The 22689-nt window shown below is 66.4% G+C and carries 27 protein-coding genes and 4 pseudogenes; 12 read left to right on the top strand and 19 right to left on the bottom strand.

All coding sequences use genetic code 11. The features are described 5' to 3' along the window. Together CWS39_RS25860 and CWS39_RS29020 are read right to left on the bottom strand one after the other, a co-directional pair. Positions 1–198, bottom strand: a pseudogene (locus CWS39_RS25860) (cysteine hydrolase); the annotation flags it as partial. 119 nt (positions 199–317) lie between these two features. After that, complete coding sequence (locus CWS39_RS29020; protein ID WP_102145744.1) at positions 318–971, bottom strand: winged helix-turn-helix transcriptional regulator; 654 nt, start codon at positions 969–971, stop codon at positions 318–320. Positions 972–1246: 275 nt separating this feature from the next. Between CWS39_RS29020 and CWS39_RS25850 the strand changes: the two genes are divergently transcribed. Further along, the gene (locus CWS39_RS25850; protein ID WP_102145743.1) at positions 1247–1564 is read left to right on the top strand and encodes an MGMT family protein; all 318 of its coding nucleotides are present in this window, start codon (positions 1247–1249) and stop codon (positions 1562–1564) included. Positions 1565–1596: 32 nt separating this feature from the next. Here the strand turns inward: CWS39_RS25850 and CWS39_RS29850 are convergent, their stop codons facing one another. The 3 genes from CWS39_RS29850 to CWS39_RS29015 are packed head-to-tail and all read right to left on the bottom strand — an operon-like array spanning position 1597 to position 2589. Then, positions 1597–2001, bottom strand: a complete 405-nt coding sequence (locus tag CWS39_RS29850) for a Rossmann-fold NAD(P)-binding domain-containing protein (RefSeq protein ID WP_233213701.1) — start codon at positions 1999–2001, stop codon at positions 1597–1599. Continuing rightward, positions 1988–2440, bottom strand: coding sequence for a tetrahydrofolate dehydrogenase/cyclohydrolase catalytic domain-containing protein (locus CWS39_RS29845; RefSeq protein ID WP_233213700.1), 453 nt, complete (start codon positions 2438–2440; stop codon positions 1988–1990). Before CWS39_RS29845 ends, CWS39_RS29850 begins: the two co-directional genes overlap by 14 nt. Further along, positions 2437–2589, bottom strand: coding sequence for a hypothetical protein (locus CWS39_RS29015; protein ID WP_158240413.1), 153 nt, complete (start codon positions 2587–2589; stop codon positions 2437–2439). The genes CWS39_RS29845 and CWS39_RS29015 overlap by 4 nt, the downstream gene beginning before the upstream one ends. Before the next feature lie 143 nt (positions 2590–2732). Here CWS39_RS29015 and wrbA point away from each other — a divergent pair, with 143 nt between their 5' ends. Beyond that, the gene (gene wrbA / locus CWS39_RS25840; protein ID WP_102145740.1) at positions 2733–3359 is read left to right on the top strand and encodes an NAD(P)H:quinone oxidoreductase; all 627 of its coding nucleotides are present in this window, start codon (positions 2733–2735) and stop codon (positions 3357–3359) included. Positions 3360–4015: 656 nt separating this feature from the next. On the opposite strand, the pseudogene CWS39_RS25830 reads toward wrbA, so the two are convergent. From CWS39_RS25830 to CWS39_RS25820, 4 genes and pseudogenes are all read right to left on the bottom strand, one after another. Beyond that, positions 4016–4590, bottom strand: a pseudogene (locus CWS39_RS25830) (hypothetical protein); the annotation flags it as partial. Next, positions 4587–4763: a hypothetical protein gene (locus tag CWS39_RS29315; protein ID WP_199178307.1), complete on the bottom strand. Its 177-nt coding sequence runs from the start codon at positions 4761–4763 to the stop codon at positions 4587–4589. The gene CWS39_RS29315 and the pseudogene CWS39_RS25830, both read right to left, overlap by 4 nt. 408 nt (positions 4764–5171) lie before the next feature. Continuing rightward, complete coding sequence (locus CWS39_RS25825; RefSeq protein ID WP_102145738.1) at positions 5172–5579, bottom strand: nuclear transport factor 2 family protein; 408 nt, start codon at positions 5577–5579, stop codon at positions 5172–5174. Beyond that, entirely contained in the window at positions 5576–6607 is a 1032-nt protein-coding gene (locus tag CWS39_RS25820) for a zinc-binding dehydrogenase (protein ID WP_233213699.1), read from the bottom strand. Before CWS39_RS25820 ends, CWS39_RS25825 begins: the two co-directional genes overlap by 4 nt. A gap of 33 nt (positions 6608–6640) precedes the next feature. Between CWS39_RS25820 and CWS39_RS25815 the strand changes: the two are divergent. Next, positions 6641–6975: pseudogene (locus tag CWS39_RS25815) on the top strand (integrase core domain-containing protein); the annotation flags it as partial. A 100-nt stretch (positions 6976–7075) separates the two neighbouring features. Here the strand turns inward: CWS39_RS25815 and CWS39_RS25810 are convergent. Next, positions 7076–7777, bottom strand: a pseudogene (locus CWS39_RS25810) (aminotransferase class I/II-fold pyridoxal phosphate-dependent enzyme); the annotation flags it as partial. A 145-nt stretch (positions 7778–7922) separates the two neighbouring features. On the opposite strand from CWS39_RS25810, the gene CWS39_RS25805 reads away from it, so the two are divergent. Next, the gene (locus tag CWS39_RS25805) at positions 7923–10163 is read left to right on the top strand and encodes a hypothetical protein (protein ID WP_233213698.1); all 2241 of its coding nucleotides are present in this window, start codon (positions 7923–7925) and stop codon (positions 10161–10163) included. Next, positions 10160–10900: an SDR family NAD(P)-dependent oxidoreductase gene (locus CWS39_RS25800; protein WP_102145734.1), complete on the top strand. Its 741-nt coding sequence runs from the start codon at positions 10160–10162 to the stop codon at positions 10898–10900. The genes CWS39_RS25805 and CWS39_RS25800 overlap by 4 nt, the downstream gene beginning before the upstream one ends. Here CWS39_RS25800 and CWS39_RS25795 read toward each other — a convergent pair. From CWS39_RS25795 to CWS39_RS25785, 3 genes are all read right to left on the bottom strand, one after another. Then, positions 10897–11724, bottom strand: a complete 828-nt coding sequence (locus tag CWS39_RS25795; protein ID WP_102145742.1) for a DUF427 domain-containing protein — start codon at positions 11722–11724, stop codon at positions 10897–10899. The genes CWS39_RS25800 and CWS39_RS25795 overlap by 4 nt on opposite strands. Before the next feature lie 11 nt (positions 11725–11735). Further along, on the bottom strand, positions 11736–13118 hold the full coding sequence (locus CWS39_RS25790) for an acyl-CoA dehydrogenase family protein (RefSeq protein WP_102145741.1): 1383 nt from the start codon (positions 13116–13118) through the stop codon (positions 11736–11738). Between the two features lie 75 nt (positions 13119–13193). After that, positions 13194–13493, bottom strand: coding sequence for a hypothetical protein (locus CWS39_RS25785; protein ID WP_102145733.1), 300 nt, complete (start codon positions 13491–13493; stop codon positions 13194–13196). Positions 13494–13708: 215 nt separating this feature from the next. Between CWS39_RS25785 and CWS39_RS25780 the strand changes: the two genes are divergently transcribed. Beyond that, complete coding sequence (locus CWS39_RS25780) at positions 13709–14266, top strand: hypothetical protein (RefSeq protein WP_102145732.1); 558 nt, start codon at positions 13709–13711, stop codon at positions 14264–14266. A gap of 7 nt (positions 14267–14273) precedes the next feature. After that, a complete protein-coding gene (locus CWS39_RS25775) occupies positions 14274–14579 on the top strand; it encodes a hypothetical protein (RefSeq protein ID WP_102145731.1) in 306 nt (101 codons plus the stop codon). Here CWS39_RS25775 and CWS39_RS25770 read toward each other — a convergent pair. Both CWS39_RS25770 and CWS39_RS25765 read right to left on the bottom strand, forming a co-directional pair. Next, on the bottom strand, positions 14536–14889 hold the full coding sequence (locus tag CWS39_RS25770) for a hypothetical protein (RefSeq protein ID WP_102145730.1): 354 nt from the start codon (positions 14887–14889) through the stop codon (positions 14536–14538). The two genes, CWS39_RS25775 and CWS39_RS25770, sit on opposite strands and share 44 nt — an antisense overlap. Before the next feature lie 59 nt (positions 14890–14948). Continuing rightward, positions 14949–15386, bottom strand: a complete 438-nt coding sequence (locus tag CWS39_RS25765) for a flavin reductase family protein (RefSeq protein ID WP_199178310.1) — start codon at positions 15384–15386, stop codon at positions 14949–14951. Positions 15387–15608: 222 nt separating this feature from the next. On the opposite strand from CWS39_RS25765, the gene manT reads away from it, so the two are divergent. From manT to mmpH, 3 genes are read left to right on the top strand one after another with little or no spacing between them, the layout of a single operon-like run. Beyond that, positions 15609–16844: an MMP alpha-(1->4)-mannosyltransferase gene (gene manT, locus CWS39_RS25760; RefSeq protein ID WP_102145728.1), complete on the top strand. Its 1236-nt coding sequence runs from the start codon at positions 15609–15611 to the stop codon at positions 16842–16844. Further along, positions 16838–17566: a class I SAM-dependent methyltransferase gene (locus CWS39_RS25755; protein ID WP_102145727.1), complete on the top strand. Its 729-nt coding sequence runs from the start codon at positions 16838–16840 to the stop codon at positions 17564–17566. Before manT ends, CWS39_RS25755 begins: the two co-directional genes overlap by 7 nt. After that, the gene (mmpH, locus tag CWS39_RS25750) at positions 17559–18620 is read left to right on the top strand and encodes an MMP endo-(1,4)-3-O-methyl-alpha-D-mannosidase (protein WP_102145726.1); all 1062 of its coding nucleotides are present in this window, start codon (positions 17559–17561) and stop codon (positions 18618–18620) included. The genes CWS39_RS25755 and mmpH overlap by 8 nt, the downstream gene beginning before the upstream one ends. Here mmpH and CWS39_RS25745 read toward each other — a convergent pair. After that, complete coding sequence (locus tag CWS39_RS25745) at positions 18617–19276, bottom strand: class I SAM-dependent methyltransferase (protein WP_102145725.1); 660 nt, start codon at positions 19274–19276, stop codon at positions 18617–18619. The genes mmpH and CWS39_RS25745 overlap by 4 nt on opposite strands. A 54-nt stretch (positions 19277–19330) precedes the next feature. On the opposite strand from CWS39_RS25745, the gene CWS39_RS25740 reads away from it, so the two are divergent. Next, positions 19331–19900 carry a TetR/AcrR family transcriptional regulator gene (locus tag CWS39_RS25740; protein ID WP_102145724.1) on the top strand — a complete coding sequence of 190 codons (570 nt, stop codon included), beginning with the start codon at positions 19331–19333 and terminating at the stop codon, positions 19898–19900. 8 nt (positions 19901–19908) lie between these two features. Here the strand turns inward: CWS39_RS25740 and CWS39_RS25735 are convergent, their stop codons facing one another. The 3 genes from CWS39_RS25735 to CWS39_RS25725 are packed head-to-tail and all read right to left on the bottom strand — an operon-like array spanning position 19909 to position 21187. Further along, a complete protein-coding gene (locus CWS39_RS25735) occupies positions 19909–20310 on the bottom strand; it encodes a PIN domain-containing protein (protein ID WP_102145723.1) in 402 nt (133 codons plus the stop codon). Continuing rightward, positions 20301–20528, bottom strand: a complete 228-nt coding sequence (locus CWS39_RS25730) for a type II toxin-antitoxin system VapB family antitoxin (RefSeq protein WP_102145722.1) — start codon at positions 20526–20528, stop codon at positions 20301–20303. The genes CWS39_RS25735 and CWS39_RS25730 overlap by 10 nt, the downstream gene beginning before the upstream one ends. 56 nt (positions 20529–20584) lie before the next feature. After that, on the bottom strand, positions 20585–21187 hold the full coding sequence (locus CWS39_RS25725; RefSeq protein ID WP_102145721.1) for a TetR/AcrR family transcriptional regulator: 603 nt from the start codon (positions 21185–21187) through the stop codon (positions 20585–20587). A 96-nt stretch (positions 21188–21283) separates the two neighbouring features. Here CWS39_RS25725 and CWS39_RS25720 point away from each other — a divergent pair, with 96 nt between their 5' ends. Beyond that, the gene (locus CWS39_RS25720) at positions 21284–22630 is read left to right on the top strand and encodes a cytochrome P450 (protein WP_102145720.1); all 1347 of its coding nucleotides are present in this window, start codon (positions 21284–21286) and stop codon (positions 22628–22630) included. Positions 22631–22689: the final 59 nt, after the last annotated feature.

The raw sequence follows: 22689 nt of genomic DNA, 5'->3' as shown, positions 1-22689 counted from the left end.
CGGCCCGCCGAACTTCCAGCCGCGATCGGACGGGTAGTAATAGTGCGGCGAGATGGCAACGGTGAGACCTGTTTTCTTCGCGGCCGATAGCAACTGATCGATGTGCTCGACCGTGCCGTTGTCCTCGATGCTGCGCCCGAATACCGACCACGCTGCGCCGTTGGGGCTCAGAAAATCGTTTTGCGGGTCAGTCACCACGAGTGCTGCGTGCGCCAGGTCAAGCTGAAACTTTGACGACGGCAATCCTGGCCTTGCTGGTTCGTTGTAGACAGATGAGATCGGCAACGCAGGGCGTCCTTTCGCCTCGGACCGCGGTGTCACAGTGTCAGACCGAAAGCGTGCGCCAGAGCAACCACTGCATCGGGATCGCCTTCTACTTTGACCTTTTCAGCGTCCAGAGCCGACGCGAGGGACAGGCTGCCCTGGTCGAGGGCCACCAGTGTGTCGGTGCCGGTGTGAATGGACGCCCTCGGCGCGTCCACGCCTCCTGCGCGGATCCGGACGGCGCCTGCGGTGATATCGATGCGATACGAGCGATCGTCGATGAATAAGGCATACACGCCGACGGCCGGGTCCGCTGCCGTGGCGTCAAATCGCGCCTGCAGGCCAAGGGCAAGCAGATCCGGCGACACGTATATGTCTTCGTTGAAGTCGACACTGGCATGAGCGAGGCCCCAACGGGAAAAGCCGATCAGCAACGGGCGCAACTCTTCTCCAGAGTCCGTCAGTTGATAAACCGCTGATCCGGCGGGCGGCGGTAGCGTCGTTCTGGCGATAAGGTCGGCAGATTCGAGGTGCTTGAGCCGTTCAGTGAGCATCGAGGTACCGATTCCGGGCAAGCCCTCCACCAGGTCTTTGAACCGCTGCGGCCCCAAGAGCAGGTTGCGCACGATCAACAATGACCATCGGTCGCCGAGCACGTCGAGCGCGGAGGCAAGCCCGCAGTACTGGTTGTAAAAACGTTTCGCCATCCACACCATCATACAACAACTCGAACTATGCACTGCGAAAACAGGAAGTGCTACCTTAGTATTTCCTGGAACCTGACGATTCGCGGCAGGAAGGCCTCGTGACACAAACCCCTGCGAACACGCCGAACACCGCGACGACGTGGTGCCCCACCACCGTCGTCGAAATATGCGCCCGTGCCGCGTTCCTCAACGAGACTGCGGCCCCGGCTGTCACCGAGGGTGGGGCCGCTCCGGGCATCCGCGGGGCCAGTGAACCTCCTACCGGATTCCACGCCATCAGGCAGGGACTTCGGTCATCCCCGCCAGTAACAGAAGCCCAAGTCGAGCAGGTCCGTGCACTGGTGTCGGCAATTTCTCCTGGTTCTGTCGTGACATACGGGGTCATCGCCGATGCCGCAGGGCTTTCCAGCGCGCGAATAGTGGGCTGGATCATGCGGACCGACTCCCGCGACCTACCGTGGCACCGAGTGATCCGCGCATCTGGGCGGCCGGCCCGCCATCTCGCAACCCGCCAACTCGAATTGCTGCGCGCAGAGGGAGTCTTCGCTGTCGACGGTCGAATTCCCCTAGACAAAGTCCGATATCGGTTCTGAGCGGCGGGCCGGGTTCGGTGGATGACGCGACGTCAACTGTTGCGGGCCGACTCGGCGGCATCAACGGTTTGGGAGAGCAGGACGGCGATGGTGGCCGGTCCGACACCACCGGGCACGGGTGTGATGAGTCGCGCGCGCTGGGCGGCTCTGGCGTATTCGACGTCACCGACGTTGCCGGGGTTATCGCCGGCATCGATGACGACCGCGCCGGGTTTGATCCAGTCGCCTTTGACCAGCTCGGGACGGCCGACGGCAGCGATGACGATGTCGGCGGCGCCGACGTCCTCGGCGAGGTCTGTCGTGGAATGGCAATACGTGACTGTGGCGTCGCGCGCCAGCATCAGCATGCCAACCGGTTTGCCCAGGATGGGGCTGCGGCCAATGACGACGACTCGTTGCCCGGTCGGGTCGACGGCGTAGGCGTCAAGAAGGCGCAAGATGGCGCCAGGGGTACAGGAATGAAACCCGTTGACACCCAAGGCCATCGACGCAAAGGATGCAGCAGTGACGCCGTCGACGGTCCTTGGCGGGGGTGATCGCCTCGAACACCGGACGCTGCTGAACCTGTAGTGGCAACGGGTGCTGCACCAAGATTCCGTCGACGATGTTGTCGCCGGCCAGTGTGCCGACGAGCTCGACCACGTCGTTGGTGCTGGCGTCTCCGGGTAGGTGAAGGAATTGAGAGTCCAGACCCGTCGTGCGGCAGCGGTTGGCCTTCATGCGCACATAGGTGTGTGACGCGGGGTCATCACCCACCAGCACGGTCGCCAGGCATGGTTTGCGACCTCGCGCACGTTCGAATTGCGCTGCTCGATTGGCGGTTTCGGCAAGGATACGGCTGGCAACGGCGGCGCCGTCCATGACAGTGGCGCTCACAGCATCTCCTCACAGTGAACAGGCCGGAGGTGGTCGATGCGCCCTGCCGCCGCTTCCCGGGCTGTCTGGAGTTCACCGTTCTTACCGATGCGTGCGCCGCCATCGTCGACGACGGTGTGGCCACTACGTCCGGTCATGTGAAGAGTCATGCGCGGTGCGCCTCCTCCCTGGTGAGCCGACTGTGTCACGATACTCTACAACTCGAAGTGTACACTTCGGAATCATATAGTGATAACTTCGGATAGGCCCCCGGGGTTCGTCAAGCGGACCTCGTCAAGAAAGGAACGCGATCATGGAACCCGTAAAGGCAGCGATCATCTACTACAGCTCCACCGGCACCGTGCACAACCTGGCGCAGGCCATCGCCGAAGGCGCGGAAAAAGCCGGTGCAACCGTGCGATTGCGCAAGATCCGCGAACTGGCCCCACCGGAGGCGATCGACGAGAACGCGGCGTGGCGCACGCACGTGCAAGACACCGCCGACGTCACCGAGGCCAGCCTCGATGACCTGGCCTGGGCCGATGTGGTGCTGTTCGGCACACCAACCCGCTACGGCAACCCAGCTAGCCAACTCGGGGCATTCATCAACACCACTTACCCTCTGTGGTCTCAAGGCGCTCTTGCCGGCAAGGTGTATTCGGCATTTACCGCCAGGACCACCGCTCACGGTGGGCAAGAGTCGACCATCCTGGCGTTAGCGAACACCTTCTATCACTGGGGCGGCGTCATCGTGGCCCCTGGCTACACCGACCCGATCCAATTCAGATCGGGCAACCCCTACGGCACGTCGCATGTGAGCGCCGATGGTCCCCCAAACGATGTCGCCCTTGCCGCGGCTCGCCACCAAGCCCACCGCGCCGTCGACACCGCCGCCGCGCTCAAAGCCGGCCGCGCTACCCAAGAGACGATACCGCGATAATGGTGGGGCGGCCATGAAACCGATTGATGACGCGGAATACTCGGGTTGAATTATTCGCGGCGATCCGCCGTGACGCCCGCGCTGGTGTTTCCGGTCGCGAGATCCAGCGCAAACATGGTGTCGGATGGCGCACGGTGAAGGCGGCGGTGGCGTCGGCGTGGCCACCGCCGCGAGCCGCCTACCCACCGAGAACGTCGAAACTTGATCCGTTCAAGCCATTGATCGATAACATGCTGCGCGCAGATCTCGACGCGCCGCGCAAGCAACGCCACACGGTGACCCGGATCTTCGACCAATTGCACAGCGAGTGTGGCATGGACGATGTGTCCTACCCCGTGGTGCGAGCTTACGTGGCCAAACGGCGACCCGAGATCAGTGTCGAGTGCGGTCGCGGCGTGCCCGGAGTCTTCGTTCCACAGACACACCTGCCCGGCCGAGAAGCCGAGGTCGACTTCGGCGAAATCAGTGTGCGACTACGCGGCCAACTCGTCACCTGTCACTTGTTCTCGTTGCGAATGTCACACTCCGCCAAGGCTGTTCACCGAGCCTCGGCGACCGGCGGGCAGGAGGCATTCTTCGAAGGCCATGTGCATGCCTTCGAGATCCTCGGCGGAGTCCCCGCTGGGAAGATCCGCTACGGCAACCTAAAGGTCGCCGCGGGCCATGTCGTGGACTGCGGGTGTGGGGTCGGGCAGGCCGATGCCGAAGGCTTGCCAGGTCTCGGGGGATTCGTAGACCGAGACGTCGGCGGATTCGGAGATCGTGACGGCACGGATGTCGCGGCACACCGCGGTCATGGCGGCGGTCATAGTGTTGATCCAGCCGGGATTGACCCCGCTGATGTGCAGGGAGCTGCCGCCCTCCGCGCAAGCCTGACGCAGGCGGGCCTCGGTCTCCCCGCTGACACCGCCGAGGTTGAGTAGCAGGTTGGTGCTGATGACGTCGAGGCCGTTGGCCAGTAGCCGGGTCAGGTCGTCGAGGTCGGCCAGTTGTCGGGTGTAGAGGACGACGTCGGCGCCGCAGCTGAGCAGGGCGTCGATATCGCGGGTCGCGGTGATGCCGGTGTCGGGGCGCCCGCACAGGGCGCCGGCGTCGAGGCCGGCTTTGCTCTCGGAGTGTGCGTAGACCCGGCGAGGTCCAGGCGAGGGTCGTCCAGGACACCGCGCAAGCTCAGAGAGCCGACCTTGCCCGTGGTCCATTGGACGACTCGGTAGCGGCGGGGGATGTTCATCGGGGCAGGACCTCCATGATCTGGCGGGCGATGTTGGCATGACCGGCGGCGTTGGGGTGCATGGGTACCGGCGCATCGGGATCGGGCAGGGCACCTGTGATCCAGTTCTGGCCGGGGGCTGCGCAGGCGTCGTGGCCGCGGGTAAGAGGTGTCGAGGTCGATGTGGCCGGCACCGTGCTCGATGGCCTCGCCGCGCATGACGGAGTTGAGCTGGTCGATCTTGCCCTGCAAGTAGTCGGCGTCATCGGCCCACGCTGGTTGGACGCCGGGACAGCCTCCAGCGCGGAAGCCCTGCGGGTAGCCGACGAGGTAGATCGCCGCGCGCGGGGCGCGGCGGTGGATCTCCTCGACCACCGCGCCGTAGGTGGGGGCGAGAGCCTGGATCTGTTCGCCGATCACATCGCGGCCGCCGGCCGGGCCGGTGATCGCAGCGGCAGCCGAGAGAGACAGGCGGCCACGACGGCGTCGGGGCGGCGGGCAGTTCTACGGTGCATGGGTGAATTTCCGTTCGAGGAATCAGGGCCGTCGGACCGACCACGCCGGGATCGGAGGCCCGGAAAGTTCGTCGGCCAACGGGTTCATCAGGCTGTCGCGCCGATTCGGACAGTGGTGAAACGGCGCCGTTGGATTCGCCAGCCGGTCCGGGCCCGGATCAGCTCGTCGTCGTAGTAGCCGACGGCGTTGACCCCGGATGTGCCCTCGGGCGACATGATCACCGCGTCGACGTAGCTGGTGGCTTTCGCGTGGTCCCCGTCCACGGCGGTCGATATGTTGCCGATGCGGTGCAGGGTGTGCCCAGCCGCATCGTGGGACTGCCGCATGAACGCGACGACTTCTTCGATGCCGTGCCACGTCCCGATTCGGCCGTAATCCAGCACGCAGTCGGCGGTGAACACGGTGCGGAACAACTCCCAATCGCGCCGGTCGATGCCTGTGGCGTAGCGGATCAGCACCTCGGTGATCTCGTGGTGGTCGCGATACCCGTTCATCGGGGAGCTCCGTTCGGATGGATGATGACCCGGGCGGGACCTTGCGAGCGCCGGACTTGTTCCAGGGCGGCGGGCACCTCGTCCAGGCCGATGACGGCGCCGACGCTGGGCAGCGGGTCGAGGCTGCCCGCGGTGATGGCATCGAGAGTCCCGTACCAGTCCTCGGGCATCGGCCCGCCGCCGAACTGGACGTTCACACCCGTGCGGGTGGCCGCAGTGATGTCGAGGGTGTCGCCGGTGTACCAGCCGCCCGCACAGGCGATCCGGGTGCCCATGTCGGCCTCCGCGATCAGTTGCTGCACCAGCCCTGGAGCGCCGGCGCACTCGATGACCGCCGAACCCCATAGATCGCGTTCGGCGCGCAGGGTGCGCCACACCGCGAACGGTGACTCCTGCGCCGGGTCGACCAGGATGTGCGCGCCGAACGCGTCGCGGGCCAGGGCGCGACGTCCCGCGTCGAAATCGGACACGATGATGGGTTCGATGCCGCGGCGGGCCAGCGCGGCGACGGCCGACAGGCCGATGGCCCCGGCACCGATCACGATCGGAATCTCCCCGTCGGTCAGCCGGGCGTTGCGGACATAGAATTCGCCGACTGCGAACGCGTCGGTGAGTGCGGCGGCGTCGGGGTCGGTCTCCCGGGGAACCTCGCGCGCGATCACCTCGGCGACCACCAGCTTTTCGGCGAAACTGCCCGGTGAGTCCGGATGCTGACCGATGATCCTGGTCCCGCCCGTGCCGCCGTCGACGAGGCGTATCGGGATCGAGGTGACCCGGGTTCCCACCGGGAACCGCTGCGAGCACCCCGGCCCGTGCGCGATCACCTCCCCGACGAACTCGTGGCCCAACACCACATCGCGCAGGTCGGGCGGGATGGCATCGGGGTCCGGTTGGAAGATCTCGACCAGCAGGTCATCGGGTCCTTGCGCCATCGCGTAGGAGGCGGTGGGTTCGATCCGGATGTCGGTCACCGAGTAGCCCATCGCACGAACACCAGCGACGACCGATTCGAGTGCGTCGGTCTGCACACTCAGGTGGTGGACGGTACCTTGCCCGAGATGTCCGACCGGCTGGCCGAGCTTGGGATCACCCCGTCGGTTCGGATCCCGTGGCGATAGTTATGACAACGCCCTCGCCCGAGGCGGTCAAAGCCGCTTACAAGACCGAGTTGATCAGTCGCGGCAAGCCCTGGCGGTGCATCGATGACGTCGAACTCGCGACAGCCGAATGGGTGGCCTGGTACAACCAGGAACGCCTGCACGAAGCCCTCGGCTACGTACCACCAGCCGAGTACGAGGCCGCCCACACCGCGCGCCTCACACCCTGCGAGCCAGCCAACCCCGGCCCTCGCAACCGACTAGGAACAAAACCCGGGGCAGTTCAACTCAACCAGTAAGCGGAAACACCCTCGGCAGAAACTGTTACCAATCAGGCCAATTCAGCTCAGCTGCCCTCAGAGGGAACAACAGTCAACATCAAAAACTGACCCCAGATAACTGTTCGAAGCCGGCGCCCATCTTGTGCACGCTGACCACGCAGACGTCGGCGCCGGCGTCCATCGCCCACGTCGGCAGGTCCTCGTGGAACGGCAGGTGCGCGCCCCACGCCTCGTCGACGATCAGCGGCTTGGCCCGGTCGTGGCACACCTGGGCGATGCCGGCCAGGTCGGTGCAGGTGCCGTACGGGCTGGGGCTGACCACGAGTGCGCCCGCCGCGTCGGGGTACTTGTCCCAGGCGGCGCTGACGTCCTCCGGTGACGGCGGGTGCGAGATGTGCCGGTCGGCGTCCCAGCGCGGGGTGATCCACCGCGGTTGCACGCCGGAGAAGATCAGCCCGGCCACGATCGACTTGTGGCTGTCGCGCCCGACCAGCAGCCCGCCGTCGCTGCCGCCCGCCACCGCCAGCATCGCCGCCTTCACCGACGCCGAACTGCCGCATGTCGAAAACCACGCCACCTCGGCCCCGACCGCTTCGGCCATCAGATCTTCGGCGTGCTTGAGGTACTTGTTGCGGGTGCGGCGGTCGTCGAGGCCCCCGCTGGCCAGCACGTCGTCGCGGAACGGCTGAGAGCCAAGCACCTCGAGGACGCGCTCGTCGACGCCGCGGCCCTGCCGGTGGCCGGGCGGGGTGAAGCCGTACCGCTTGGACTTTCGGTAGTCGATCAGGGCGTCAAGCAGCGGCGCATCGCCTTGGTCCATGCCGGCACGAATACCCGCGAGTGCCGACGATCAACCCGCGGCGGGCCGACCAGAACCGCGAAACTGTAGTTGCCGAGGATAACTGCGAGAAGGGGCCTCGGTAACTACAGCCTCGCGGCGGGCGTGTTCGCGTCAAGATGTGTGCATGTCCGGAGTCGTCGTCGAACTGCGGGTGCACGGCGTCTCCGGCACGCCGCCCGAGGCGATGCTGGGCACCACGGTCGACGACCTGCGCGAGGTTCGCGGCGACGAGAAGGCGGGCTTTTACCGCCGCAGCGAGAACGGCGCTGCGGGCCCGTGGCGGCGGGTGCTGGAGGCGTACTCGTGGGGCGGACTCACCTCGGGTCCGGCCAGCCGCGCGCTGTGGCTGCTGTTCCTGCCGTTCATCTTCATCAACCTGGCGCACTGGATGTTGCCTCCCGCCGCGCCGCGCCGCCGCCTCGCCGCCGCACTGTCGGTGGGCGCGCTGCGGGTGATCGCGCTGTCGTTCACGTTGACGTTGATGCTCGCGACGGCCGTGGTGGTGATCGACGTAATCGTTTGGCAGTGTGTGGGTTTGGACTACTGCGGTGAACGGTTCTGGCCGTTGGGATACCTGGTGTCGTGGCCGCGCGGGCTGCAGGTCGCGGTGGGCGCGCTGCCGCTGATGGCGGTGATCGGGGTGCTGTGGCGACTGGGCCGCGAGAACGCGCGCTTGGTCGGCGAGCCGCCGGACCCGGCCGTCACCGTCGGCGAGGTTCCGCTGGAATCCGCGACGTTCTGGGCGCTCGATCCGTCGGTTTCGCGGCTGCGGGCCTGCCACGTGATCGCGTGGACGGCGGGGTTGGCGGGGCTCGTTCTTGCCGTGCCGGTCCGGTACGGCACTGAGGGCCGCGCGGTGAGCATCGGACTGTTGGCGATCAACGGTCTGATCCTGGGGTTCGCCGTGGTTGCGGCGGCGTGGAATCCGGCGACGGCGCGCGGCGGCAGTGGGGCCGAGCGGCTGACGGGCCCACTGCAGTGGTTGAGGTGGGTTTCGCTGGCCGTTCTCGGTGCGTCGTTGACGTGGACGGCCCTCGCGCGTGTCGCGAAAGTGCCCGTGCCGTCGCACTATCCGGATCTGCACAGGGCGATATACGCGATGTTCATCATCCAGATCGTGTTGTTGACGGGGCTGTTCGCGTGCACCGCCTGGTCGATGTTCGGGCTGCGGCGTCCGGCGGACGACGGGTTCGCGCCGTCCCTGCGCGGGTTCGCGTCACCGTTCGTGGCTCTGGTCGGGTGGCTGGTGGCCTGCGGCTTCAGCGTCGGCGTGGGACTGTTGGCGGCACAGGGTTTCGGTAGGGCGGTGGCGTCGACGACGGACGCTGCCGCCGTCGTCGACCGCGACGACGATGCGCCGTTGATCGTGCCGCCGCAGTACTTCTGGACGGCCGTGGCGATCGCGGTGTTGATCGTCGTCGCGGCGCTCACCGTGCTGTGGGTGTGGTGGTGGGTGATGCGGAGCCGGCGCGGGGAGTTGCGTGCAGTCCTCGAAGAGCACCCCGGGGCAACGGAATCCGATTCCCGCGCCAAAGAGGTCGCCTCGTCGCGCGCCTGGGCGGCAGTGACCGACCTGGGGCCACCGATCGTCGGGTGGCTTGCGGTGGTGGCGGTGGGGGAGATCGCGGTGCTGCTGGTCTGGCAGCCCGAGTATTCGCCCGCGATCACCAACGTCAGCGTGTTCATCGCCGCCGCGTTGGCGGCAGCGTTGGTCGCGGTGGTGGTTGCGGCGTACCGCTATCGCCAACTGCGCCGGGTGGTGGCCGTGCTGTGGGATGTCATCACGTTCTGGCCGCGGGCCAACCATCCGCTGACCCCGCCGTGCTACGGCGAACGCACGGTGCCGGATCTGGTGGGGCGCACCGAAGAGTTGGTCGACGAGCGTGACACCCGTGTGGTGCTCGCGGCGCACAGCCAGGGCAGCATCATCGCCGCCGCGAGCGTGCTGCAGATGCGCCGTGACCGCCGCGTCGCCCTGCTGACGTTCGGAAGCCCACTGCGACGGCTGTACACCCGAAACTTTCCGGCGTACTTCGGAATCCGCGTCCTCGCGGAGATCCGTAGCCGACAGCGACCTCGCTGGATCAACCTGTGGGCGCACAGCGATCCCATCGGATCGTGGGTGACGAACGATTTGGACCGCGGCATGCACGCGGCGCTGCGGGGCGTCGACTTTCGTCTGCTCGACGTCGAGAGCCTCGCGCGTGGACCCGACGGCAGCTACCCGCCGATCTGCGGGCACTCTGGGTTCTGGGAGCGACCCGAGTACCGTGATGCGATGAGGGAATTCGATACCCAGCTCCTGCCTGAAGGTAGCGCCACCGACACCGGGGCAACCGCTGCGCCGACCGTGGAGCGACTGTGAGGTTCGACGGGCGCACCGCCGTCATCACCGGCGGCGCCATCGGGTTCGGGCGGGCCTTTGCCCGTGCGTTGACGGCGGAGGGCGCCCGTGTGGCGATCCTCGATGTGGATGTCGACATGGCTGAACGCACTGCGGCCGAACTGGATTCGGCGATCGCGGTGCGCTGCGACGTCGCCGACGAGGATCAGGTGACGGCCGCGGCAGCTGCCACCGTCGATCGCTTCGGCGGCATCGACATCCTGATCAACAACGCAGGACTGCACCTGACGAAGTACAACCAGCCGTTCGGGGTGTTGTCGCGCAGCGAGATTCGCTCCCTGTTCGACGTCAATGTGATGGGCGTGATCAACACGACGCTGGCATGTCGCGACGCCATGCGCGACCGGGGCGGCGGCGTGGTGCTGAACATTTCGTCGATGGCGGGGTACATGAGTGCGACGCCGTATGCGGTCTCGAAACTGACCGTGCGCGGACTGACGGTCGCGTTCGCCACCGAGCTGGCGCCGGATCGCATCCGTGTCAATGCAATTGCGCCTGGACTCATGAACACCGAGAACGCGCTTGCCGACCTGCCGCGCCCGATGATCGACGAATTCGTCTACGAACGGCAATTGATCAACCGGCTCGGCACGATGGACGACGTGGTGTCGGCGATGCTGTTTCTGTGCTCGGATGAGGCGTCCTTCATCACCGGCGAGACGCTGAAGGTCAGCGGCGGGTATCCGTTGAACTTCTAGCCGCTCCACGGCGTGACGGGCCGCTCGCGGCGTTCGCCGTCGACGATCACGTCGACCAGTTCGTCGAAGAAGCACACGCGGTCGCGCACCTGTTCGGCGTCGTGCAGCGGTTCGTGATAGGTCCACGCGACGTCACGCGGACCGTCCGGGATCGAGTAGTAGGCGGCCCGGCCCTTGTAGGCGCAGTAGGACACGGTGTCACTGAGCTCAAGCGGGACCACGACGTCCTCGCGGGGCAGATAGAACCGGACGGGCAGCAGGGTTTCGAAGAGCAGCTTGGGCCGTGAGGATTCGGCGAGCACCCGGCCGTCCAGTTCGATGCGCACGTGGCGGTCGCTGCGCAACACGTCGATCCGTTTGAACGGATCATGCGGGTGGCTGACGATCGGTTCGGCCTCCTCGCGCCACTCGAACGCGGCGAACTCGAGAATCACGTAGTCGGCGAGGTCGGGATCGTGAGGGCGGAACGCCGCCGAGGCGCCGGTCTCCTCGCCGGCGATCACGTCATACGCGGTACCCGAGCAGGAATGCGCATCAAACGGCACCGTCGGGTCGAGGACCGGCCGGGAGCTGAAGGCGGGCAGCCGTACGCCGACGTCTTCGTCGGCATACGATTCGGCGCCGGCCGGAATCAGTTGTGCCGTCAGCGCTTCGACGGGCACGGCGTAGGTGGGCACGACGCGACGGGGCTCCCACACCAGCCGGGCATCACAGGTTTCGGCGACCGGCTCCCCGGCGAGCGAAACGCGAATGCGTTTGGAGGTGGGCTCATAGCGAAGCTCGTGGAGGCTGTCACTGAGCAGGTTCATCATTCTGACGCTCATGTCGCGACCTTTCACTTGCGGGGTGGACGCAACACGTTCATTGCTACCCGCATTATCGGCCCGGGCACGCTGTCCTTGACGGAAAGCGCGGCATTGGCCGCCCGGGTACGCAACGGGGTGCCGCGGCCGAACCACCGATTGAGCGGTCCGCCGGAGGGCTCGAGATCGATGTGCAGCGGTGGCGCGCCATCGGCTGCGCCGAGTGCGTGCGCGATGACGATGCGCTGGATCTCGCTGGTGCCCTCAAAGATGGTGTACAACTTGGCATCCCGGTACCACTTCTCCACGGGATGGTCCTTGACGTAACCCCAGCCGCCCATGGTCTGGATGGCGCGTTCGGTGGTCTTGACCGCCACCTCGCTGGCCGCCAGCTTGGACATCGACCCTTCGCCGCGGTCGAACGGCACGCCGGTGGCGGCCATCCATGACGCCCGCCAGGTCAGCAGCCGGGCGGCATCGATCTGGGTGGCCAGGTCGGCGAGCGGGAACGAGACCCCTTGGTTGTCCATGATCGGTGCGCCGAACGCCTCCCGGCGGTTGGCGTATTCGGTGGCGTATTCCAATGCGGCCCTAGCGATTCCGAGCGCCTGTGCGGCGACCATCGGACGGGTCTGCTCGAAGGTGCCCAGCGTCGCCGAACCGGAATGCCTGGCACCGGCGACGGCTTCGCGGGCGCGGGCCAGTTTGCGGTCGAGCTTCTCCTGCCCGCCCAACAGGTTCTCGGCGGGCACGCGCACATTGTTGAATTTGAGCTCGGCGGTGTGGGAGGCGCGGCAGCCCAGTTTGTCGAGTTTGCGGACCATCTCGAGTCCGGGGGTGCCGCCGGGGACGACGAACAGGGCCTGGCCCCTGTGGCCGAGCTCCTCGTCAACCACCGCGTTGACGACGTGCACGTTGGCGATGCCGCCGTTGCCGATCCACATCTTGTGGCCGTCGATAATCCAGTCGTCGCCGTCGCGACGGGCCCTGGTGCGGAGGTTGCGCACGTCGCTGCCGCCCTCGGGTTCGGAGATCGCCAGCGCGGCCAGCTTGAGATCGCCGGGCACACCGAAACATTCGGGTGCCCAGTGCAACATCTGCTCGGGCGATGCAGCCTGGCCGATCGCCGAGAGCGCGAGCGCCGGCATGACGATCGCCAGCCCGATACCCGCACAGCCCCAGAACAATTCCTCCATGAACATGGGCAGCGACAAACCGGTCGGATCGCCGATGAGGTCGCGATAGAACAGCGGACTGTAGAACCCGCGCTCGGCGGCCTCCTCGAGGATCGGCCACGGAAATTCCTGGCGCTGGTCATAGTCGGCGGCCACGGGCCGGATGACCTCCTCGGCGAATTCGTGGGTGCGCCGGGCCAGGTCGTGTTGAGCGGCGGTGGGCGTGAGATCGAACGTCATGATTGTGTCGGTTACCCACGGACCGACCACGCAAAAAGCCCCTGACCGAAGTCAGGGGCCTTTGCGTTCGCCGGACTACTTCACGTCGACGTAGACCGTCTTGCCGGTGATGGTGGTCCGGAGGTCGTCGCCGGGCCCGCTGCGATCGGTGCGGCTGTAGGTCTGGCCGGGCCGAATCGAGACAACGGTGGCCTGATCAAGCGGCGCATTGCCGATGCGGTTGACGACCACGTGGTAGCCCTGGGCCTGCAACTCGTTGATGGTCTGCTCCGCGTTGCCGGGTCCGGTGGGCGCAGCTTGCGCAGGGGCGGCGAGCCCGAGCACGGCGGCGGTCAGACCGCTGGCGACGATGGTGGCCAATCCGAACTTCTTCATGGTTGGTGCCTTCTTCTTTCTTCTTCTTCAGTTGTGTTCGAGCCGTGGAGTCAGGGACGCGGTTCGGACGCTGTGTCGGCCGGTTCCGGTGGTTCTTGGTTCCGGTCTGATCCGTTAAACCAACAGGTCAGAGGTTTAATTCCGGTGGCAGTTATTGGTTGACGGTTGGCAGGAATTGATGCCCCGCGCCGGTCTCTACTGCGACACTGAGGCGGATGAAACTCGCCGGCCTACGACTCCGACAACGCGATGGCGTCACGTGCGGGCCCACCGTCGCGGTGGTGGCGGGCGCGTTGTTGGATCCGAGCTACCGCGCCGCGCTGCTCGAGCCCGGCACCCACACGGTCGCATCACCCGCGCTGGCGTGGTTCGCGAAGGAGCAGGGCCGAATCCATGCCGAGGTCAACCGGCTCTGGCCGCGACGGCTCGGCACCACCCCGATGGGCATGGCGCGTGCGCTTACCGCGCGCAGCGCGGGATTGGGGCTGCGGTACCGCTGGCGGCCGCATCACGGTGCGCGCGATGACCTTTCGGATGTGCGGCACGCGCTCGACGCCGGCTGGCCCGTCGCCATGCTGATCGGGCGCGTCATCCCTCGCCACTGGGTTTTGCTCGTCGACAGGGCCGGTGAGGTGCTGCAGTGTTACGAGCCGTCGTCGGGCGACGTGGTTTCCGTCGATATCGCCGCGGTTCGCGAGGCGCGACTGAGCGGACTCGGCTACCCCAGACCGTTCGCTTTCGTGCTACCGGGACGGCAGTCTTCGAACGTATAATCGATCAGTGGGTGATCTGCAGTCGATTGGCTACAACGGCCAACCCGTCCAGCAGGCGTTTCGCCCGGTTGAGCCGCCGGTCGTAGTGCTCGTCGACTTGGGGGCGCTGTTCCCCCGCGAGCCCCACCGCAGCGGTGGCTACAACCCCGCCGGCCTGCAGATGCACTCCGTCGTCGAGGGCCGCCTCACCTGCTGGGGCATGTGCGAGCAGGGCTATTGGTGGGGCCTTGTTACGTACGCCATCGCCTACGGCGCGCGGCGCCGCTCCGTCACGCACTGGATTCCGGCGTGGATGCTGAAGCCGAAGGCCTGACGCGCGGCGCGCTGCATCCCGCGTCGGCGATGCGCTTGCGCGCCTCGGCCGGCGAGATTCGCAGCCGCCGCGAGAGCATCTCCGTCGCATCGAAACGCCGCGGCGACGAATCGCTGAGCAGGCGACCGAGGAGTCGTCGTTGGACGGCGGCCAACCGTTTCTCCCCGGCGTTGAGCCGGCCCATGACCTCCTGTAGCTCCACGCGGGACAAGGTGTGCAGAGTCAGCGCGTCCAACTCTTTGTAGGCGGCGTCCAGCCGGTCGAGGGTTTCGACGACGACGTCGCGCTCAGATACCAGTATCGAACTCATGTTCGAGAGCCTACGCCGGGGCTCTGACAAGCTCTGTGACAAGCTCTGGCAAGCGGCGGTCAGGCGTCGTGGCCGGGGTCGAGGTCGCTGACGTCGGTGAAGCTGACGAAGTCGAAGTCGTCGGGGGCGTCTGCGTCGACCGGTTCGAGCACGTGCGCGACGTGATCGCCGACGTCGACCCGGTCCAGCACGACGCCGGCGAACCAGGCCGCCGCGTCGCTGAGGATCGGCAGTCCGTGCGGGCCCGCGCGCCACGAGCAGCGGCTGAACTTGTCTATCTCGTCGCCGGTTTGGCTGCCGAACAGCTCCGCCAGCTCCCGATCGCCCTGCGGTATCAGGTGCACTGCGAGGTGGCGCGCATCCTGCGCGACCCGGAAGGTGTGGTTGCGCTTCGACAGCGCGACCAGAAACCGCGGCGGGTCGATGCTCACCTGGCTGGCGAACCCGACAAGGCAGCCGGCCGATTGGCCGCCTGCTGAAGTCGTCACCACGTACATCGGATAGTCGAGGCCGGCGACCAACCGCTCGAAGGCGTCCACCCGGCAATCAGATCAGATGCCGCGCCGCACGGGACTGTTAAGGCCACCGACGGACGCGTTGCGTCAGATAGCACGTCAAACTATAGTCTGGACACATGTCCAGAGGGTTCGGAGTCGGCGCGTGACACGATTTGACCTGCTCATGGCGGCTTCGTACATCGAGTCTGGATCTCTCCGCTAGTGCGCATCGCGTTGTTGTCCTACCGCAGCAAGACCCACTGCGGCGGGCAGGGCGTCTATGTTCGCCACCTCAGCCGCGGGCTCGTCGAGCTCGGCCACGACGTCGAGGTGTTCTCTGGGCAGCCCTATCCCGAGGGCCTCGACCCACGCGTGCGGTTGACCAAAGTACCCAGCCTCGATCTCTACCGCGAGCCGGACCCGTTCCGGATTCCGCGGCCCAGCGAGATCCGCGACCGCATCGATGCGCTCGAGTTGCTGACGACGTGGACGGCCGGCTTCCCCGAGCCGCGGACGTTCTGCCTTCGCGTGGCACGCATCCTCGCCGAGCGTCGCGATGACTTCGACGTCGTCCACGACAATCAGAGTCTCGGCACCGGCTTGCTCAAGATCGCCGAATTGGGGCTGCCGGTGGTCGCCACCGTGCACCATCCGATCACCCGCGACCGGGTGGTCGACGTCGCGGCCGCACGGTGGTGGCGAAAGCCGTTGGTGCGCAGGTGGTATGGCTTTGCCGAGATGCAGAAGCAGGTCGCACAACAGATTCCCGACCTGCTCACCGTGTCGTCGTCCTCGGCGACCGATATCGCAGAAGACTTCGGCGTCTCGCCCAGCCAGCTGCAGGTGGTGCCGCTCGGTGTGAACACCGAACTGTTCAAGCCCGCCGGGGAGCGGGTGCGCGGCCGCATCATCGCGATCGCCAGTGCCGATGTGCCGCTCAAGGGCGTCAGCCACCTGTTACACGCCGTCGCGAAGCTGCGCATCGAACGCGACGTCGACGTGCAGCTGGTGTCGAAACTCGAACCCAACGGGCCCACCGAGAAGCTGATCGCAGAACTCGGCATCTCCGATATCGTGCACAGTTCCAGCGGGCTATCCGACGCGGAGCTGGCCGGTCTGCTGGCGTCGGCCGAAATCGCGTGCATCCCTTCGCTCTACGAGGGCTTCTCGCTGCCGGCCGTCGAGGCGATGTCCAGCGGCACCCCGATCGTCGCCAGCCGCGCCGGTGCGCTGCCGGAAGTCGTTGGGCCCGACGGCGAATGCGCGCGGTTGGTGCGCCCGGCCGATGTCGAAGAGCTGACCGCAGTACTCGGCGAACTCCTGGACTCGCCGCAGCAACTGCGTCGTCTCGGTGCCGCAGGCCGCCGCCGCGCCCTCGAGGTATTCAGCTGGGAATCCGTTGCCGCACAGACGGTCGCGGTGTACCAGCGGGCCCGTGAGCGAGTCGCGCAATGCTGACCGTCGACTTCGACCGGCTCGGCGTCGGGGTCGGCACCAAGATGATCGACGTCGGATGCGGCGCGGGCCGGCACTCGTTCGAGGCCTACCGCCGCGGCGCCGACGTGATCGCCTTCGACCAGAACGCCGCCGACCTCAACGACGTCGACGAGATCCTTCAGGCCATGAAAGAACAGGGCGAGGTGCCCGCGACAGCCAAGGCCGAGGCCGTCAAAGGTGATGCGCTGGACCTGCCGTACGACGACGGCACCTTCGACTGCGTCATCGCCTCCGAGATTCTGGAACACGTGCCCGAGGACGACCGCGCGATCAGCGAACTGGTCCGTGTGCTCAAACCCGGTGGCTCCCTGGCGGTTACCGTGCCCCGGTGGCTGCCGGAGCAGATCTGCTGGTGGCTGTCCGACGAGTATCACGCGAACGAGGGCGGGCACATCCGCATCTACAAGGCGAGCGAGCTGCGTGACAAAATACTTGCGCACGGCATGGTTCTCACGCACCGCCATCACGCGCACGCCTTGCACTCGCCGTTCTGGTGGCTGAAATGTGCTGTGGGCACGTCGAAGTCGGATCATCCCGCGGTGAACGCCTATCACAAGCTGTTGGTATGGGACATGATGGCGCAGCTGTGGCTCACTCGGCGGGCGGAAGCGCTGCTGAACCCGTTGGTGGGCAAGAGTGTCGCGCTGTACTTCACGAAGCCGGTGATGCCCGTTGGTGCCTGACGCTCCCGGGGTGCCCGGTGTTCTGACGCCGGAGCAGTGTCGACAGACAGCACAGTCGATCGCTGCGACCCAGGAACCGTCCGGCGCCCTCCCGTGGTACGAGGGCGGTCACACCGACCCGTGGGATCACGTGGAAAACGCGATGGCGCTGACGGTTGCGGGATTACTCGAACCGGCCCGCGCGGCCTACGAATGGTGTCGCACCCGCCAACGTCCGGACGGGTCGTGGCCCATCCAGTTCCGCAACGGCGTCATCGAGGATGCCAACAGCGACAGCAACTTCTGCGCCTACATCGCCACCGGCGTCTGGCACCACGTGCTGATCACCGGCGACCGTGCATTCGCCGAGACCATGTGGCCCGTCGTCGCCAAGGCCATCGACTTCGTGCTGGACTTGCAGGCCAGCGGTGGTGAAATCTATTGGGCGAAAAGCAATTCCGGACCCCTTGAGGAAGCGTTGCTGACCGGCTGCGCCAGCGTGTACCACAGTATCCGGTGTGCGCTGGCGCTGGCGGACTACCTTGATGACCCGCAGCCGGAATGGGAGGTCGCCGTTGGCCGGCTGGGTCACGCGATCGCACATCACCCCGAAGCGTTTGCGATCAAGGACCGTTGGTCGATGGAGTGGTACTACCCGGTGCTCGGCGGTGCCCTGCGCGGTGCAGCGGCCCAGGCCCGTATCGATGAGCGGTGGCACGACTTCGTCGTCCCCGGGTTGGGGATCCGCGGCGTGGACGACCGCCCGTGGGTGACCGGCGCCGAAACGTGCGAGCTGGTAATGGCTTTGGACGCGATCGGGAACTCGGCGCGTGCGCACCAACAGTTCGCCGCGATGCATCACCTCCGTGAGGAGGACGGTTCGTACTGGACCGGCCTGGTGTATGCCGACGGCAAGCGGTGGCCGGTGGAACGCACCACGTGGACAGGCGCCGCGATGATCCTTGCCGCCGACGCGCTTTCACGGACCACCCCGGCCAACGGCATCTTCCGCGGCACGGACCTGCCGCGCGGGCTGGAGGGCGAGTACGACTGCGCCTGCGCGACCAGCCGCTAGCCCAAACGCCCAGCCTCGCCAGACACCCTCTCGAGCACCCGCATCGAACCGGTCGCGCCCACCTCGCGGAACGCGCCGGTGTCCAGAGCGCGACGATAGATGTGAAACGGTGCTTGTCCACCGTCCTTCGGATCCGGGAACACATCGTGGATCACCAGCGCGCCGCCGACGTCGACCCACGGAGCCCAATTGTTGAAGTCGCGCTGGGCGGCCTCCTCGGTGTGCCCGCCGTCGATAAACAAGAGCCGCAACGGCATTCGCCAACCACGGGCGACCACCGTCGACTTACCGACCACCGCCACGACATGATCGTCGAGGCCGGCGGAGTCCAGCGTGTGCCGCAGCGTCGGCAGCGTGTCGAACAGCCCGGTGACGTCGTCGACCATTGACGCGTCGTGATACTCCCAGCCCGGTTGGTGTTCCTCAGACCCGTGGTGGTGGTCGATGGTGAACAGCACTCCACCGCTCTGTTGGGCGGCCGCACCCAGCATCACTGTCGACTTGCCGCAATAGGTACCGATCTCGACGCCCACACCGTCACCCAGGTAACGCATTGCGACGTCGTAGAGCGCGCGGCCCTCGTCGGCGGGCATGAACCCGGTGACCTGTTCGGCAAGGGCAAAAAGGCGTGCGGCCTGCGCGGGAAGCGTGCTCATGGGCACCCAACTTACCGTTGCCCGGCCTACCCAGTTGTAGTAGCGTCCAGACACGTGTCTGATCCGGCGCTGGAGTCGACCAGACGCCGTCTGACCGCGAAACAAGCAGACACCGTCGACCGCCTGGGCCGCGCCGCGGTCGAGCTCCTCAACCGCGAAGGGTTTGCCGGGCTGACCGTGCGACGGGTCGCCGCGGAGGCCGGCGTCGGCGCAGCGACCGCCTACACCTACTTCTCCTCCAAGGAACATCTGGTCGCCGAGGTCTTCTGGCGCAGGCTGGCCTCGGCGCCGCCGGCGGCACACGAGTCCGACGACCCCGCAACGCGTGTCATCGAGGTGCTGCGGCACATCGCCCTGTTGGTGGCCGACGAGCCGGAGTTCGCCGGGGCGGTGACAAATGCGTTGTTGGGCAAGGATCCTGATGTCGAGGTGCTCCGGCAGCGCATCGGCCGCGACGTACGGGACCGGTTGGTCGCCGCACTCGGGCCGAACACGGATATCGATGTCATCGAGTCGCTGGAACTGCTGTACGTCGGAGCGCTGGTGTGGGCCGGGATGGGCTACTCGTCCTACGACGACATGACTCAGCGGCTGGAGAAGTCGGCGCGGCTGATTCTGAGTTGAGTGGTCGTTCAGCCGAGGCGACGAGCAGCCAGTGGCCGAACCTCGGCAATACGGGCATAGTCGCCGTCGACATGGACCACACCGAGCCCGTGATGGATGGCCGTCTCTGCAATCAGCAAGTCGGGAATGGGCGTGCGGTGCCACATTCCGTGGTGATGGGCAAGGTCTCGCTGAAGCGTAAGAGCTCGCTCTAGCAGGTCTGGTGGAGCGGCGACGACAGGAAAACTGGCGTGTAGCTCCGACTGCAATTCGTCGTAGTGGCGCGCCGAGCGTGCGGAGTAGAGCTGCTCTAGCTCACTCACGCGGCAAACGAAGAGAGACCGAGCGAGCTCGGCGATCTGGGCGCCGACGACAGGATCCGAAGCGCGGGCCGCAGCGCTCTTGTCGAGGATCCAGCCCGCTACCGCCACATCTCCTCCGACGCGAGGACATCCACGTCGACGTGCTGACCAAGCCTCTCGAGGTACTTGCGTTGCTGGGCAGCGCGCTCGTCCTGTGCATGCTCTGCGTGAGCAGCGGCGCGCCGAAGTGCCTCCTCAACCGTGGCACGGGTGGTTGCCAAGCCCAAAGCGCGTTTGGCCCGGGCCAGCAAGTCCTCATCGATCTCGATCGTCGTCCGCCGTGGCATGCATACATCCTACGGAACAAATATGTACACAACAGCCAAGAACCGACCTGGGACCTTTAGCCGCGGCCCAGGATCGCCGTCGAGGCCGCGATCGCGGGTTCGACGATCGCCCGCACGTCGCGTCCGTCCTCCACCAAAAGTGCTGTCAATTCCCGTAATCCACCGAGCAGTATGAGTGCCAGCGGTCTCGATATAGGCGCCAAATCCGCTCGCCGGAAACCCGGGCTGTCGGTGAGATCGACCAGCATGTCGGTCAGATGCTCCATGGCCAGCCGGTGCAGCGGTCGCGCCGCCGCGCCCAGCGCAGGCGCTTCGCGGATCCACGCCAGCGTGATCGCCGGCCGCGACTGGATGTGACCGACGTAGGCGTCGACGGCCTGACGGATCTGCTCCTGCCAGTCCTTCTCGGGATCGACGGCGGCGCGGATGCGCGCGATGAGGTCCTCGTTGTTGCGGCGGAGCACCTCGATGAGGCACTCCTCCTTGCTGGCGAACTGCTCGTAGAAGGTGCGCTTCGACGTCCGCGCGTGCCGCACGATGTCGGCAACCGTGGTGTCCCGGTAGCCCCGCTCGCCGATGGACTGGGCCAGGCCGTCGAGCAACCGGTCCCGGAATGGGTGGGCGGCGTCGACGGCCGCACCCTCTAGCGCTGTCGTCATCTCGCCTCCATTACACCCTTGCGCCCGCTGGTACCAGGCGGTACCGTACAACACATCTACGGTACATCGTAGTACCAGCGACGGCAGGGGAGAGTCATGAGCGACGTAACGATCGAACTGCCCGCACCGGCTCGCGCCGTGAATCTGCCGCCTGGCCCGCCTCTTCCCAAGGCGCTGCAGGGGCTGGGGTTCTCGATCTCCCGCCGGTGGACGGTCGCCCAGTTCGCGCGCCGCTACGGCGACGTGTTCCGGCTCAACATCCCGGTGTTCGGCCGAACCGTGGTCGTCGGCGACCCGAAACTCGCCAAGCAGTTGTTCATGGCCAACACCGACGACGTCGGCAATATCCAGCCCAACCTGTCGCGGATCCTCGGCTCGGGCTCGGTGTTCGCGCTCGACGGCGCGGAGCATCGCCGTCGCCGTCGCCTGCTGACGCCGCCGTTCCACGGCAAGAGCATCAAGAACTACGAGAAGATCTTCGAAGAAGAAACGCTCCGCGAATCGGCGAACTGGCCTGAGGGCCAAGCGTTCCCAACGCTGGAGCCGATGATGCGGATCACGCTCAACGCGATCCTGCGTACGGTCTTCGGTGCCGACGGTGCCAAACTCGACGAGCTGCGACGCATCATTCCGCCGTGGGTGACGCTCGGGTCGCGGCTGTCGGCGCTGCCGACGCCGTCGCGCACCTACGGTCGCTTCAGTCCATGGGGCCGGCTGGCCGCCTACCGGCGCCAGTACGACAAGGTCATCGACCGGCTGATCGACGACGTGCGCGCGGATCCCCACTTCGACGACCGCGACGACGTGCTGGCTCTGCTGCTGCGCAGCACCTACGAAGATGGATCGTCCATGTCCCGCGAGGACATTGGCGACGAGCTGTTGACGCTGTTGGCGGCCGGACACGAGACCACGGCGTCCACGCTGGGCTGGGCGTTCGAGCGGATCACCCGACATCCCGATGTGCTGGCGAAGCTGGTCGCCGAGGCGGCCACCGACGACAACGAGTATCGGCAGGCCACGATTCTCGAGGTGCAGCGGGCCCGGACGGTCATCGACTTCGCCGGCCGTCACGTCTACGCGCCGACGTTCGAACTCGGCGAATGGGTTATCCCGCAGGGCTATTCGATAGTGGTCAGCATTTCGCAGATTCACGAACGGTTGGCGGAGTTCCCCGATCCCGCACGGTTCGACCCGCAACGCTACATCGGCCAGCGACCGCCCACGTTCTCCTGGATCCCCTACGGCGGCGGCACGCGGCGCTGTGTGGGGGCCGCGTTCGCCAACGTCGAGATGGACGTGGTGCTGCGAACGGTGTTGCGGCACTTCATCATCGACGCTACCACTGCGCCTGACGAGAAAGTGCATTCACGCGGCGTGGCCTACACGCCCAAGGACGGCGGCCGCGTCGTCGTGCACCGTCGGGAGACCCCGCTGAGCCAATAGCTCTCGTTGATGTCATGAAGGGGCGGGGCCTCCGCTCCTCGTGTCCGTTCCGAGCGCGC

The sequence above is a fragment of the Mycobacterium hubeiense genome, from assembly GCF_002838065.1.
GTDB classification, from domain to species: domain Bacteria; phylum Actinomycetota; class Actinomycetes; order Mycobacteriales; family Mycobacteriaceae; genus Mycobacterium; species Mycobacterium hubeiense.
Note: the sequence above shows the minus strand (reverse complement) of the source record. Positions and strands in the feature narration are given on the sequence as shown.